Here is a 13,320-nt window from a genome sequence, read left to right on the forward strand (position 1 = left end):
GGTATGATCCCGCCAGAATGCGCCGTTTCGCCTCCGAAATCCAGCAGGCAAGACAGGCATCATACCTTGAAGGTATCATGAGACACCCAAACGGTCTTGGACGGGACGTGCCTTCGGCTCCATGATCCCTGTCATGAACGCGACCATCCACCCTCCCCTTGAGGCGCTTGCCGCCACCGCGACCGTCGAGCGCATCGAGACGATGCTGGTCGATCTCCCGACGATCCGACCGCACAAGCTCGCGGTCGCGACGATGACCGGGCAGACGCTGATGCTGGTCCGCATCCATTGCAGCGACGGGATCATCGGCATCGGGGAAGGCACGACGATCGGCGGGCTCGCCTATGGCGGCGAAAGCCCGGAGGGCATGAAGCTTTCGATCGACCGTTACTTTGCACCCGTCCTGCTTGGGCAGGATGCGACGCGCGTACAGTCCCTGATGGCGCGGCTCGGCAGGATGGTGAAGGACAACCGCTTCGCCAAGAGCGCGGTGGAGACCGCCCTCCTCGACGCCCAGGGCAAGCGGGTCGGCCTGCCGGTCAGCGAACTGATCGGCGGGCGGCGGCGCGATCGCCTCCCGGTTGCCTGGACACTGGCTTCCGGCGACACGGCACGCGATATCGACGAGGCCGAGCAGATGCTGGCGCTCCGCCGCCATTCGATTTTCAAGCTGAAGATCGGCCTGCGCCCGGTGCGCGAGGATGTCGCCCATGTTGCCGCGATCAAGCGCGCGCTCGGGGATCGCGGGGCTGTTCGTGTCGATGTCAACATGGCCTGGAGCGAAACCGAGGCCGGCCTTGGCATCGCAGCCCTTGCCGATGCGGGCTGCGAGCTGGTGGAACAGCCGGTCAGGTCCGCTGCCGCGCTCGGCCGCCTCGTTCGCCGCTTCCCGATCGCCATCATGGCGGACGAGTCCCTGAGCGGGCCGGAAAGCGCCTTCGAGATCGCGCGGGTCGGTGGCGCGGACGTCTTTGCCGTGAAGGTCGAGCAGAGCGGAGGACCGTTCAACGCCCAGCGCGTGGCGGCGATTGCGGATGCGGCCGGCGTCGAGCTCTATGGCGGGACGATGCTGGAAGGCGCGATCGGCAGTGTCATTTCCGCCCATGTCTTTTCGACATTCTCCGAGCTGCAGTGGGGAACCGAGCTTTTCGGGCCGCTGCTTTTGACCGAGGAGATCCTGGAGACGCCGCTCGACTATGGAAATTTTTCGCTGGCCGTGCCGATAGGTCCGGGTCTCGGCATCACGCTGGACGCGGACAAGCTTGCGCGGTTTACCCGCGCGGGATCGCGCCAGATGACCGGCCCGCAGGATTGAGGAAGAGCCCATGCTGTTTCACGTCAGGATGACCGTCCGTCTCCCGCATGACCTGCCCGCCGAACAGGCTGCTGAGATCCTGCAGCGGGAGAAGGCCTATTCGCAGGCGCTGCAGGCCGAGGGCAAGTGGCGGCACATCTGGCGGATCGCCGGCCACTACGCCAACGTCAGCATCTTCGACGTGGCCGATAATGACGAGCTGCATGTGCTGCTCTCCGGCCTGCCCCTTTTCAAGTTCATGGACATCGAGGTGATGCCGCTGCTGCGCCATCCCTCGGCCGTGCGTGACGACGATCGCTGACGACAGTGCCGGAGACTTCCGGCTCGATATCACCCATGTGAGGAGGACATGACATGACCGTAAAGATCTTCAACCGCCCCGATATCCAGGATTTTCTCAAGGTCCTGAGCGGCTTCGAGCAGAAGGATGGCAATCCGCGCGTCAAGCAAATCGTCCACCGGATCGTTTCGGATCTCTTCAAGACCATCGACGACCTCGACGTGACGCCCGACGAGTACTGGACGGCGATCGCCTGGGTCAACGAGATCGGCGCCTCCGGTCAGGCCGGACTGATTTCACCCGGCCTCGGCCTCGACCATTTCCTCGACGAGCGTCTGGATGCCATTGACGATGCGCTCGGCATCCGTAACGAGACGCCCCGCACGATCGAGGGGCCGCTCTACGTGGCCGGCGCTCCGGAATGTCAGGGCTTTGCCCGCCTTGATGACGGCACCGATGAAAACGGCCACACGCTGATAATGCATGGCACCGTCTACGGCGCCGACGGCACGCCGAGCGCCGGTGCGAAGGTCGAGGTCTGGCATTGCGACACGCGCGGCTTCTATTCGCATTTCGATCCGACGGGCAAGCAGGCCCCCTTCAACATGCGCCGCACGATCATCACGGACGCGGATGGCCGTTACACGTTCCGCAGCATCGTGCCGAACGGCTATGGCGTTCCCCCGGGCAGCCCGACCGAGAAGCTCCTGTCGGCGCTCGGCCGTCACGGCCAGCGTCCCGCCCATATCCACTTCTTCGTCAGTGCCGATGGTCATCGCAAGCTTACGACCCAGATCAACATCGCCGGCGATCCGCTGATCAACGATGATTTCGCCTATGCGACCCGCGACGGTCTGGTGCCCGACGTCATCGAGCGGACCGACGAGGCCAGCATCCAGGCGCACGGCCTGACCGGTCCCTTCGCGGAGATCGTCTTCGACATCAAGCTGACGGCCCTTGTCGATGGTGTCGACAACCAGGTGAATGCCCTGCGCCCGCGCGCTGCCGCCTGATCCATGGGCGGTCCGGCAAGACCGGGCCGCCTACCTTCTCAAGGACCCGGGTCACGGAACGTCTCGGGGTCAAAGGAGGGGATCGGAGACAAACCGGGGCCGGCAGCGGCGAGAAGGACTGTGTCAGCCGTCTGAAGGCCCGCGCTCAGGGCCTTCGCATCCAGGAAAAGCCCATGCCCTTTCTCCAGCTCGAGCAGCACAGCCTGCACTATCGCCTCGACGGCGCCGATGACGGCAGGCCGTGGCTCGTCTTCTGCAACTCGCTCGGAACCGATCTCCGCATGTGGGATGGTCAGGTCGAGGCGCTGGGCAGGCACTTCCGGATCCTGCGCTACGATCGTCGCGGGCACGGCCTGTCCTCGGCGCCGCCGCCTCCTTTCACGCTGGCGGAGCTTGCAGACGATGTCCTCGCCCTGATGGATCATCTGGCGATCGGACGGGCCCGCTTCTGCGGGCTTTCCATCGGCGGCCTGGTCGGGCAATGGCTCGCCATCACCGCAGGTCATCGCTTCGACGCCTTCGTCTTCTGCGCCACGGCGGCCAGGATCGGCAGTCCGGCATCCTGGCAGGACCGGATCGACGCGGTTTTATCCGGTGGCCTCTCCCCGCTGATGGCGGGCACGGCGGAGCGGTGGTTCACGGCGCATCTCCGGTCGGATGCTCCCGAAACCGTCCGTCAGTTCATGACGACCTTCGCGCAGACCTCCGTCGATGGATATATCGGCTGCTGCGCGGCCTTGCGCGACGCGGACCTCCGTCCCGATCTCGGCCGCATTCAGCAGCCGGTTCTCGCCATTTCCGGCAAGGAAGATCTCGTCTGCGTGGCAAGCGATCTCGACCTGATCGCAGCCTCCGTCCAGCATGGTCGCCACCTGTCGCTGCCCGGGCGGCACATCGTCAACGTCGAGTCGCCAGACCCGTTCAATGCCGCCCTGATCGACTTTCTCGTCGCCTGAAAGACGAGAAGGGGTTCGGGTGAGCAGCCGGATGCGAATGCTGGACAAGGGACGGCGGGTCTTGACCCTGCGGGCCGTCAGCCGCCGCTGACCATGGTGTAGATCTTGCGGGTCTGTTCGTGGATCGTCCATTCGCCCCGCCAGCCGAGCGGCAGCACGAACATTTCCCCCGCACCGATCGTGCGCGCCGTGCCATCGCCGTCATGCAGCGTGACGCGGCCGGAGAGCAGGTGGCAGATTTCGGCCGCCGCCGTGCGGTCGGCGGTGAAGCGGCCGGGGGTGCATTCCCAGACGCCAATCTCCGTCTTGCCGTCCGCGCTCGTGAAGAGCGCGACGGCTGCTTCCTGTTGGTCACCCGCGATGCAGGTGGGCTTTGGGGCGAAGGCGCCGAGATCGAGGGCGAGAAGATCGCCGAAAGTGTCCACATGAAACATGGTCTTCATCCTGTAGGGCACGCCCGGCCGATGCGTGATGGTCGCAAGGCCGGAGCAAGAGGAAATGGGCGTGTTTCGGCGGCATTCCTGCCGCCGCCGGGGCGGCTCAGTGGCCGGTGATCCCGTCTGCGAGCGCCGCCAGCTTCGAGGTGCGCGGCAGGCCGGCGAATTCGCGGTCGTCGGCGATGCGGTAGAGCTGGTACATGGAATGCACGCCGAGCCAGCGGAAGGGTTCGGGTTCCCATTTGCGCACCGTGCGGTTGACCCAGGGCAGGCCGGTGAGTTCCGTCTTCCGGCCAAGCACGAGATCGGCAAGCGTGCGCCCCGCAAGGTTGGAGGAGGAGACGCCGAGGCCGACATAGCCACCGGCCCAGCCGATGCCCGTTGCCCGGTCGAAGCCCGCCGTCGTGCACCAGTCGCGCGGCACGCCGAGCACGCCGCACCAGGCATGATCGATCTTGAGCGATTTCGTCTGCGGCAGAAGACGCGTCAGCATGCGGTGCAGAGCGTCGATGGTCGCCTGCTGCGTCTTGCCGTTGACGTCGGTGGCCGAGCCGAAGCGATAGGGAACGCCGCGCCCGCCCATGGTGATGCGGCCCTCGCGGGTGCGCTGCGCATAACAATAGGTATGGGCGGCATCGCCGAGAAGCTCGTGGCCTTCCCAGCCGATCTCCTTCCAGAGGGCGTCGGGCACGGGCTCGGTGACGATCTGCGCGCTGTTGAGCGGCAGCCAGGTGCGTTCATGGCCCGGCAGGCCGGCGGTGAAGCCTTCCGTGGCGCGGATGATGACGGGTGCCTTCACCACGCCGCGGTCGGTCGTGACGCTGCCCTTTTCGAAGGATGTGACGGAGGTGCCTTCATAGATGGCGACGCCAAGGCCCTCCACCACCCGGGCCAGACCGCGCACCAGCTTTGCCGGCTGCACGCGTGCCATGTCGCGGATCACGAAGGCGCCCTTCAGATTGGCGATGCGGATGCGTTTTGCGGCCTCTTCTGCCGAAAGCATGGCGATGCGCTCCGCCGGCATTTCCCAGTCGAGGTAGAACTTGTATTCCTCCCGCGCCCGGTCGAGCTGCGGCTGGTTGGTCGCGACCGTGATATTGTCGGCGCGGCGGATATCGGCGTCGATCCCCTCGGCCGCGGCGACGCGGATCACCTCGTCCACCGTGCCGGCCATGGCGCGCTGCATGTCGACCACCGCGCCGCGCGTCGAGGTCTTCAGGTATTTTTCCCGCGACCAGCCGAAGCCGCCGGAGAGCCACCCGCCATTGCGGCCCGAGGCGCCGAAGCCCGCGAACTCGCGCTCGACGATGGCGATGTCGAGGGCCGGATTGGCCTTCTTGAGATAATAGGCGGTCCAAAGGCCCGTATAGCCCGCGCCGATGATGCACACGTCCGCCGTCCGGTCGCCGGGCAAGGGCGAACGCCTGGCCGGAAGGCCGCCGATATCGGCGTACCAGAAGGAGATGTTCCCGTTCGTCTTGATGTCCATGGTCATTGCTTTCGGTTTCACGTCAGCGTCACGTCGGCGCTGGCATCATCAGGCAGGAGAATAATGTCGTCGGGCGCGAAGGCGACGTCGGCGGCGTCACCGATGGCAAAGTCGGCCGCGCCGAGCGGGCTGCGCACGATGGCGGTCGTTCCGTCCGCCAGCCGTACTTCGTATTTCGAGCCGGACCCCAGATAGATCGCTTCGCTCACCGTGCCCGCCAGCCGGTTTTCGCCAGCCAGCATCTCGGCGCCCGGACGCTTCAGCACCGCGCGCTCGGGCCTCACAAGCATGACGGGCCGCGCACCGCCCTCAAGGCGGGCGTTGGCGATGACGGTCTGTCCGCCGATGCTCATGCGGGTGTGATCGCCGGAGACCTCCGCCTTGCCGCGCAGCACGGTGGATTCGCCGATGAAGCGGCCGACGAAGAGCGTGGCGGGCCGGTCGTAAAGCTCCCGTCCCGTGCCGATCTGCTCGATGCGCCCGCCATTGAAGACGGCGATGCGGTCGGACAGCACCAGCGCTTCTTCCTGGTCGTGCGTCACATAGACGAAGGTGGTGCCGAGTTCGCGGTGGATGCGCTTGATTTCCAGTTGCAGCCATTCGCGCAGCTTCTTGTCGAGCGCGCCGAGCGGCTCGTCCATGAGAAGCAACGGCGGATCGAAGACCAGCGCGCGGGCGAGCGCCACGCGCTGCTGCTGGCCGCCGGAAAGCTCGCTCGGATAGCGATGGGCAAAATCGGCCATCTTCACCATGTCGAGGGCCCGCTTGACGCGCCGGTCGCGCTCCTCGCCCTTGAGACCGCGAAGGGTGAGCGGATAGGCGACGTTCCTGCCGACCGTCATGTGCGGGAACAGGGCATAGTGCTGGAAGACGACGCCGATGTTGCGCTTGTGGGAGGGCAGGCCGGTGACGCTTTTGCCGCCGATCTCCAGCGTGCCGGAGGTGATGTCGGTAAAGCCGGCGATCAGGTTCAGCGTCGTCGTCTTGCCGGAGCCGGAGGGACCGAGCAGCGTCATGAATTCGCCGGGGCGGATATGGAGGTCGATCTCGTTCAGTGCCGTGAAGCGGCCGTAGCGCTTGCAGGCCTTGCGGATATCGATGGCGGCGCCGGTCGCGGCCTTCGGGTCATGCATGGTCAGGTCCTTCCGCGGCGCATGCCGAAAAGCAGGCCGGCAATGATGATGAGGGACGTGGCGAGGAAGAGCAGCGTGCCGACCGCAGCCACCGTCGGGTCGGCGTCGCGGGTGATGGAGGCATAGATCTGCACCGGCAGCGTCTTGAGATAGGGACTGGTGATGAAGAGAGCGACGATCACCTCGTCAAAGGAGGTGATGAAGGCAAAGAGCGCGCCGGAGAGCAGGCCGGGCAGGATGAGCGGCAGGGTCACGGTGCGGAACACCGTCAGCCGGCCGGCCCCGAGGCTGGCGGCGGCCGTTTCCAGCCGGCGGTCGAAGACTTCGAGGCTCGCCTGCACCGCGATCAGCACGAAGGGAATGGCGAGCATGGTGTGGGCCAGCACGAAGCCCGTGACGGTGCCGACCAGATGCGCATCGAGATAGACGGCGTAGATGCCGATTGCCAGAACCACGCCCGGCACCACCATCGGCGTGATGAGCAGCGCCCGCAGAAGCCCGCCCGTGCGGGCTGCAGCGCGGCTGACGCCGAAGGCGGCCAGCGTGCCGAGCACGGTCGCGAGCACGGCAACGATCGTCGCGACGATCAGCGAGTTGACGAAGCTCGTCGTCCAGTCGGGATTGCTGAAGAAATTCCCGTACCACTGCCAGCTGAAGCCGACCGGCGGGAAGGCGAGCGACTTGTTCTCGTTGAACGACATCGGAATGACCACCAGCGTCGGCGCGAGCAGCAGGATCGCGACGAGCAGGCAGAAGAGGCCGAGCAGGATGCGGGAAAAGGACGCCATGGCTCAGGCCTCCCGCCGCGCGGCGCTGTGCTTCTGGCGCATCAGCGGGGCGGCGATGGCGAGAAGCAGGAAGGTCGCGACCAGCAGCACCACGCCCATGGCCCCGCCCCTGCCCCAGTTGAGCAGGCTCAGCACCTGGTTCTGCACCAGCGATGACAGCAGGATGCTGCGCGGGCCGCCCAGGAGCGCCGGCGTGATGTAGAAGCCGAGCGACAGGATGAAGACGATGATGGCGCCCGCATAGACGCCGGGCAGCGAGAGCGGCACGTAGATTTGCAGGAACGCTTTCCACGGCTTTGCGCCGAGGCTGCGCGCCGCCTGCAGGAGGCGCAGGTCGATGCCCTTCATCACGGAATAGATGGGCAGGATCATGAAGGGCAGCAGTACCTGCGTCATGCCGATGACGACGCCCGGCAGCGTGCGGATCAGCTTGACCGGCGGCAGGCCGATGCTGCGCAGGATGGAATTGATGACGCCGGAATCCTGCAGCAGGATCACCCAGGCGAGCGTGCGCACCACGCCGCTCAGCCAGAAGGGCACGAGCACGCAGAGGATCAGGATGAGCCGCAGGTTTCGCCCGACGATCGTCATGGCATAGGCGTAGGGATAGGCGCAGACGAGGCAGGCGAGCGTGACCCAGGCGGCGACGGTGAAGGTGCGCAGCAGGACCGTGCGGTTGACGGCCGACTGGAAGAACCAGACGTAATTGTCGATGCCGATGGCCGGATCGCTGAAGGAGCGCCACACGACGATGGCGAGCGGATAGGCGAGGATCGCGACGAGCACCAGCACGGCCGGCGCGGCAAGCCATACGGCGTCCCGCGGTCTCAGCCGCGACAGGAGGCCCGGCTTTCCGGTAGTGCTTCCAGGTGTCTCGGCCATCGGGTCATCATCGTGCATCGCGGTCACGGTCGCTCTCCCGTTTCGAACCGCGGGCCCGGCCGGTGGCCGGACCCGCCTGAGGCAGGGCGATCAGTTGCCTGACAGAAGGGCGTTCCACTTTTCGGCGGCGAGATCGAAGTTCTTGACCCAGAAGGCGATGTTCTGCTGGTAGCCCTGCGCGTTGCGCTCGGGCGTCGAGGTGAGGAAGGCGGCCGTGGCCTCATCCACCTTCGGCTTCGCATCCGTGTTGATCGGCGTGTAGGAGGTCTTCTCCGTCATGATCGCCTGGGCATCGGCGCCGAGATAGGCGTTGATCAGCGCATAGGCTGCATCGGGATCCTTGACGCCGACCGGGATGGTCAGCTGGTCCATTACCACCAGCCAGTCCTGCCAGACCGGCGTGTAGGCCGCACCGTTCTTGGTGGCGGCCATGGCGCGGCCGGTCCACATCATGATCATGTCGGCCTCGCCGGATTCGGCGAGCTGCTGGCTCTCCGCGCCGGTCTTCCAGTAGATCGTGTCGGGGCCGAGGTCGCGCAGCTTCTGGATACCCTTTTCGATATCGTCAGGCGTCATCGCCTTCGGGTCGCCGCCCGCCGCCTTGAAGGCCTGCTCGATCAGGCCGCCCGTGGGGTCGCCTGAGCCGTCGATGGCGCGCGTGCCCGGGAACTTCTCGGTGTCGAAGAAATCGGCCCAGCTCTTCGGCGGATTGTCCTTATAGGTGTCGTTCTTGTACATCAGCACGACGCCGTAGTTCATCGCCGGCACGGAGCACTCGCCGACCTGACCTTGCGGGATCTTGGACACGTCAAGCTTGGAGAAGTCGAGCTTCTGGAACAGCGTGCCGCAATGCACGTAGGGCGGCAGGTCGGAGGTATCGACGACGTCCCAGGTGACATTGCCGGAATCCACCTGCGCCTTGATCTTCGCCGTTTCCGTCGGCCCGTCGTTCAGCAGTGTCACGCCGGATTTCTCGACAAAGTCCTTCAGCGCCGCCACCTGGCCATCCTGATAGATGCCGCCATAGGAAACGAAGGTCAGCGTCTTGCCCTTCAGCGAGCCTTCCTTCACGGCGCCTGCCACCGGCTTGTCCTGAGCAAAGGCCGGCAACGCCAGGGCACACGTCATCGTCAGGGCAAAAGCCCTCGCAAATTTCTTCATTGTGATACTCCCAGTAGCGCTCGCTTCCGTTGTTCCTGCCGGGGCTACGAGCCGGGCCGGGGCAGGTATTTGTCGAGATCATCGGCAACGCTGGTGGGCGGCGCGATCATCCAGAGGACTTCAGCGGTTTCCGTGCCGATATTGACGGTCTTGTGCGGAACCGAACTCGAATATTCGATGCTGTCGCCGGCCGAGAGACGGTGTCGTTCCTCGCCCAGCGTCAGCTCCACCTCGCCGCGCAGAACGAGGAACAGTTCCTGCGAGTCCCCGTGGCTGTAGGGCTCGTCGCCCGTCGAGCCATTCGGATCGAACTCGCCGATATAGACTTCCATGTCGCGGATGGGGCGCCGCGACAGCAGCATCTTGCGATAGCCCTCCGCCGGTGGCAGGGCGGGACGTTCGGCCTTGCGCAGGACACGCCCGATCGGCGGCGCCGTGTCCTCGAAAAGATCCGTCAGGCTGACGCCGAGTGCGCCGGCAATGCGCATCAGCGTGCTGGTATTGACCCCGCTCAAGCCCCGCTCGAGCTGGCTGAGGAAGCTCGCGGTCGTTCCGGTAAGGTCACCCAGGGTGCGCAGCGACATGCGCCGTGCCGTGCGAAAAGCCTTGATCTTCTCGCCGATCCCCACCTGATCCTTGGCTGCAACGCCGACACCGTCCATCCGCCGCCCTCTCACTTAACAACATATTAAGTGACGATGGGCTTGGCAATCGCGAAATGCGGGAGCGGCACTTTTTCTGCGGGTTGCCGTGCATGTGGTGCGCAAAGGGGTCGCGCGGCGATGGCGGTTTCCGGGTCACGCCGGAACGCTCCCGTCCGCCGCCGCGCCGGCCCGATCCAAAGGTTGCGAAGATCGGCGAGGAGCCGTGGCGGAAATCTGAAAATTATTTTCCTAATGCTGACGTTTCCGCAATCCAGACATCGGAGGCCCGTGTGCAAGTGCGAAATATGCTGATTTCGAAAAATTTTTTTGCAGAAAAAAGGGGAATTATCAAAATGTGACGTTCTATCTATATGATTCTTATGAGTTTAAATTTGGACATCTTGTAGCCTCTGCGCCATCAATAATACGAAAAAAAATGTAGAAAATAATTTACAAGACGCATCTTCGATATTAGGTTTTTGATCGTTGCTTAATGGCGATCGATCCTGGGGACGTAGAGGAGACGGCCCTCGGATCGTGGAAGTTGAGGCTGCAAGTCAGCCACTGGGAGGAGACCCTATGTTTCACAAGCCAAAGAATGCGTTGTACAAGACTGTCAGCCGCCGTCGGTTCCTGGAACTGGGCGGCTATGGTGCGGCCGCCCTTGGGGTTGGATCGCTTGCCGTCGGCATGAATTCCACGATCATGGCGACACGTGTTCAGGCGGCCTCGTCTGAAGACGCGAAGTGGAAGCAGTTCGCAGGGTCCAAGCTGACCTTCCTGTCGGAAAACACGCCGCCGTCTTTCGCCATCCGCGACAATATCAAGGCCTTCTACGATCTCACGGGCATCGAGGTCGAAGTTCTGACGGACGATCTTCCCGTCGTTCAGCAGAAGGTCGGCATCGACCTTCGCGCCGGCAAGTCCGACTATGTTCTCAACTATGTGCAGGACAAGCCGATCGGCTCGCCCTTTGCCGATTTCTATGCCGACATGACGCCCATGTTCGGCGACGAAACGCTGCCGCAGGATCCCGAAGGCTATGGCGACGGATCCTGGGTCGAGAACTTCCTGAATGCCTGCGGCCGCTTCTACAGTGCCGAAAAGGTCATCGCGCTGCCCTACGACGCTGCCATCCCGGTCACGTTCTACCGCCAGGACGTGTTCGAAAAGCACACCAAGGAATTCGAAGCGGAATATGGTCGGCGCCTGGAGTTCACGCCCGAGACGACCTGGAAGCACGTGCTTGAAATCGCGACCTTCTTCAAGAAGCTGAAGGACGGCGGCGCCGATGTTCCCTACGGCTATGCGCAGCACCAGGGTTCCTTTGCCTGGACGACACAGCTCGACATTCAGCGCCTGATGTTCTCGCACGGCCGCTGGACCGATTTCAGCATCGACGACAAGCTCGGCAGCAAGACGCCCGGAAAGACCAACTGGGGCGACGAGCAGTCCATCTTCATGCTGGAGCAGTTCAAGGCGCTGGCAGACGTCTCCCACCCCGACAACCTTGCCAACGGCACGCTGGAACTGAATACGGTCTACCAGTCGGGCAACATCGCCATGCAGGTGCAGTATCACGAGTTCGCGGCTTCCGTGGAAGACGAGAAGACCTCGCGCGCGGCGGGCGGGAAGACGGCCTATGCCTATTGCCCGAAGGGCGAGGCGAGCTGGATCAAGAATGGGGGCCAGGCTGTCAACGGCACGAACTGCGGCATCGGCGGCATCGGCATCAACAAGAACGCCTCCGAGCAGCTGCAGCGCGCGGCCTATCTCTTCGCGATCTGGTCCACCTCCAAGCAGCTGCAGTTCGACGTTCTCAAGGGTCTCGGCGGTACGCCGACCCGCAAGTCGGTGCTGGAAATGCCCGAGGTCGTCGAGGCCAAGAAGCGTCCGAGCAAGATGCCGAACGCGCTCACCTTCGACGTTGCCTATGGCATCGGTATCCAGGACCCCAACTTCGTGCTCGGTCCGAAAATCCCGGAAGCCAACGAGTATCACTCGCTTGTTGCCTCCGAGACCCAGAGGATGCTGACCGGTGAAATGTCGCCGGCCGAGACGGCGGAGTCGCTGAAGTCGCAGATCGACGAGCTGAACGGCGCCTGATCCCAAAACCCGTGACCTGAGCCGGCGGTCGCCACGCGCGGCCGCTGGCCCATCCACCCCGAACAGCACCCTTTCGCGCGTGAAGTGCGAAACGGCGCCGGCGAGAGCGTTTTCATGACCGATCTGACTCAGAAATCCCCTGCGTTGCCGGATGTCGCGGCAAAGCTTTTCCGGGCGCGCTCCCACTCCATCGAGGTCGAAGCCAGACCGCGCACAGAAGTGCTGGAGAAACCGCGGACCTTCAACCCGCCCCCGCCGAAACGCTATTATTTCTACCTGATGGCACCCGCGATCGCGGTTCTCGCCTTCATTTCTCTCTACCCGTTCTTCTGGCTGATCTTCCTGTCGCTGCAGGATGTCGATATCGGCGGCGGCGAATGGGTCGGGCTCGACAATTACATCCGCCTTTTCAGCGACTCGCGGTTCCTCAACGGCTGGACGCTGCTTTTGAAATACAGCGTGATCTGCCTGACGCTGCAGCTGTCGATCGGCGTGCTCCTGGCCGTCGTGGTCAACAACTCGCGCTACGAACGCTTCCTGGTGACCGCGCTCCTGATGCCGATGATGATGGCGCCTGCGGTCGCCGGCCTGCTCTGGCTGTTCCTCTACAACGGCACCTTCGGCTGGTATCACTGGCTGATGCAGAGCGTCGGCATTCTCGACAGTGCCTCGATCCTCGCCAGGGCCGATACCGCCCTGCTCGCCGTCATCATCGTTGACGTCTGGCAGTGGACGCCACTGATCACGCTCATCGCCCTTGCCGGGCTGAAGCGCGTGCCGCGCGACCAGCTGGAAGCCAACATGGTGGATGGCGCCTCGCCGATGCGCAACTTCTTCTCGATCACGCTGCCGAACCTCTATCCGGTGTTGCTGATCGCCGTTCTGCTGCGCTTCATGGACAATTTCCGCTTCATCGACAGCCTGCTGGTGCTGACCGGCGGCGGTCCGGGCAGCGCAACGAAGATCCTGCCTGTCTATCTCTTCGAGGTGGCCTTCAAGTTCTTCAAGCTCGGCCGCGGAGCCGCAATCGCGCTCACCCTGCTGCTCGTCACCATCATCCTGGGCAAGATCCTTGTCCGCGTCTTCGAAAACCCCAAAGCCGGCAGGAGCTGAACG

The 13,320-nt window shown here is 64.1% G+C and carries 13 protein-coding genes; 6 read left to right on the plus strand and 7 right to left on the minus strand.

Features of this window, described 5'->3' with window-relative positions; genetic code table 11:
* The first annotated feature begins 133 nt into the window (after window positions 1–133).
* The 4 genes from ACED18_RS19120 to pcaD all read left to right on the plus strand — a co-directional run bounded on the left by ACED18_RS19120 (window position 134) and on the right by pcaD (window position 3,564).
* A complete protein-coding gene (locus ACED18_RS19120; RefSeq protein WP_377295225.1) occupies window positions 134–1,315 on the plus strand; it encodes a muconate/chloromuconate family cycloisomerase in 1,182 nt (393 codons plus the stop codon).
* Between the two features lie 10 nt (window positions 1,316–1,325).
* On the plus strand, window positions 1,326–1,616 hold the full coding sequence (gene catC, locus ACED18_RS19125; RefSeq protein WP_377295226.1) for a muconolactone Delta-isomerase: 291 nt from the start codon (window positions 1,326–1,328) through the stop codon (window positions 1,614–1,616).
* A gap of 53 nt (window positions 1,617–1,669) precedes the next feature.
* Window positions 1,670–2,608 carry a catechol 1,2-dioxygenase gene (gene catA / locus ACED18_RS19130; RefSeq protein ID WP_377295227.1) on the plus strand — a complete coding sequence of 313 codons (939 nt, stop codon included), beginning with the start codon at window positions 1,670–1,672 and terminating at the stop codon, window positions 2,606–2,608.
* A 173-nt stretch (window positions 2,609–2,781) separates the two neighbouring features.
* On the plus strand, window positions 2,782–3,564 hold the full coding sequence (gene pcaD / locus ACED18_RS19135; RefSeq protein WP_377295228.1) for a 3-oxoadipate enol-lactonase: 783 nt from the start codon (window positions 2,782–2,784) through the stop codon (window positions 3,562–3,564).
* A gap of 77 nt (window positions 3,565–3,641) precedes the next feature.
* Here pcaD and ACED18_RS19140 read toward each other — a convergent pair whose 3' ends face one another.
* From ACED18_RS19140 to ACED18_RS19170, 7 genes are all read right to left on the minus strand, one after another.
* Complete coding sequence (locus ACED18_RS19140; protein ID WP_377295229.1) at window positions 3,642–3,998, minus strand: cupin domain-containing protein; 357 nt, start codon at window positions 3,996–3,998, stop codon at window positions 3,642–3,644.
* 106 nt (window positions 3,999–4,104) lie between these two features.
* Window positions 4,105–5,490: an NAD(P)/FAD-dependent oxidoreductase gene (locus tag ACED18_RS19145; protein ID WP_377295230.1), complete on the minus strand. Its 1,386-nt coding sequence runs from the start codon at window positions 5,488–5,490 to the stop codon at window positions 4,105–4,107.
* 17 nt (window positions 5,491–5,507) lie between these two features.
* The gene (locus ACED18_RS19150; RefSeq protein ID WP_377295231.1) at window positions 5,508–6,623 is read right to left on the minus strand and encodes an ABC transporter ATP-binding protein; all 1,116 of its coding nucleotides are present in this window, start codon (window positions 6,621–6,623) and stop codon (window positions 5,508–5,510) included.
* Between the two features lie 2 nt (window positions 6,624–6,625).
* Window positions 6,626–7,411 carry an ABC transporter permease gene (locus ACED18_RS19155; RefSeq protein ID WP_377295232.1) on the minus strand — a complete coding sequence of 262 codons (786 nt, stop codon included), beginning with the start codon at window positions 7,409–7,411 and terminating at the stop codon, window positions 6,626–6,628.
* Between the two features lie 3 nt (window positions 7,412–7,414).
* A complete protein-coding gene (locus ACED18_RS19160) occupies window positions 7,415–8,311 on the minus strand; it encodes an ABC transporter permease (RefSeq protein ID WP_377295284.1) in 897 nt (298 codons plus the stop codon).
* A gap of 72 nt (window positions 8,312–8,383) precedes the next feature.
* Complete coding sequence (locus ACED18_RS19165) at window positions 8,384–9,454, minus strand: extracellular solute-binding protein (protein ID WP_377295233.1); 1,071 nt, start codon at window positions 9,452–9,454, stop codon at window positions 8,384–8,386.
* Between the two features lie 44 nt (window positions 9,455–9,498).
* Window positions 9,499–10,116: a helix-turn-helix domain-containing protein gene (locus ACED18_RS19170; RefSeq protein ID WP_377295234.1), complete on the minus strand. Its 618-nt coding sequence runs from the start codon at window positions 10,114–10,116 to the stop codon at window positions 9,499–9,501.
* A gap of 561 nt (window positions 10,117–10,677) precedes the next feature.
* Here ACED18_RS19170 and ACED18_RS19175 point away from each other — a divergent pair.
* Together ACED18_RS19175 and ACED18_RS19180 are read left to right on the plus strand one after the other, a co-directional pair.
* Complete coding sequence (locus tag ACED18_RS19175) at window positions 10,678–12,204, plus strand: extracellular solute-binding protein (RefSeq protein ID WP_377295235.1); 1,527 nt, start codon at window positions 10,678–10,680, stop codon at window positions 12,202–12,204.
* 114 nt (window positions 12,205–12,318) lie between these two features.
* Window positions 12,319–13,317, plus strand: a complete 999-nt coding sequence (locus ACED18_RS19180; protein ID WP_377295236.1) for a carbohydrate ABC transporter permease — start codon at window positions 12,319–12,321, stop codon at window positions 13,315–13,317.
* Window positions 13,318–13,320 lie beyond the last annotated feature (3 nt).

The organism is Rhizobium sp. SG2393, assembly GCF_042610495.1.
In the GTDB taxonomy this organism is placed as follows: Bacteria; Pseudomonadota; Alphaproteobacteria; order Rhizobiales; family Rhizobiaceae; genus RU20A.

Coding starts and splice junctions, on each gene's coding strand:
- ACED18_RS19165 (WP_377295233.1), bottom strand. CDS start 9,454: ATGAAGAAATTTGCGAGGGCTTTTGCCCTGACGATGACGTGTGCCCTG.
- ACED18_RS19140 (WP_377295229.1), bottom strand. CDS start 3,998: ATGTTTCATGTGGACACTTTCGGCGATCTTCTCGCCCTCGATCTCGGC.
- ACED18_RS19145 (WP_377295230.1), bottom strand. CDS start 5,490: ATGGACATCAAGACGAACGGGAACATCTCCTTCTGGTACGCCGATATC.
- ACED18_RS19155 (WP_377295232.1), bottom strand. CDS start 7,411: ATGGCGTCCTTTTCCCGCATCCTGCTCGGCCTCTTCTGCCTGCTCGTC.
- pcaD (WP_377295228.1), top strand. CDS start 2,782: ATGCCCTTTCTCCAGCTCGAGCAGCACAGCCTGCACTATCGCCTCGAC.
- catA (WP_377295227.1), top strand. CDS start 1,670: ATGACCGTAAAGATCTTCAACCGCCCCGATATCCAGGATTTTCTCAAG.
- ACED18_RS19175 (WP_377295235.1), top strand. CDS start 10,678: ATGTTTCACAAGCCAAAGAATGCGTTGTACAAGACTGTCAGCCGCCGT.
- catC (WP_377295226.1), top strand. CDS start 1,326: ATGCTGTTTCACGTCAGGATGACCGTCCGTCTCCCGCATGACCTGCCC.
- ACED18_RS19120 (WP_377295225.1), top strand. CDS start 134: ATGAACGCGACCATCCACCCTCCCCTTGAGGCGCTTGCCGCCACCGCG.
- ACED18_RS19180 (WP_377295236.1), top strand. CDS start 12,319: ATGACCGATCTGACTCAGAAATCCCCTGCGTTGCCGGATGTCGCGGCA.
- ACED18_RS19160 (WP_377295284.1), bottom strand. CDS start 8,311: ATGCACGATGATGACCCGATGGCCGAGACACCTGGAAGCACTACCGGA.
- ACED18_RS19170 (WP_377295234.1), bottom strand. CDS start 10,116: ATGGACGGTGTCGGCGTTGCAGCCAAGGATCAGGTGGGGATCGGCGAG.
- ACED18_RS19150 (WP_377295231.1), bottom strand. CDS start 6,623: ATGCATGACCCGAAGGCCGCGACCGGCGCCGCCATCGATATCCGCAAG.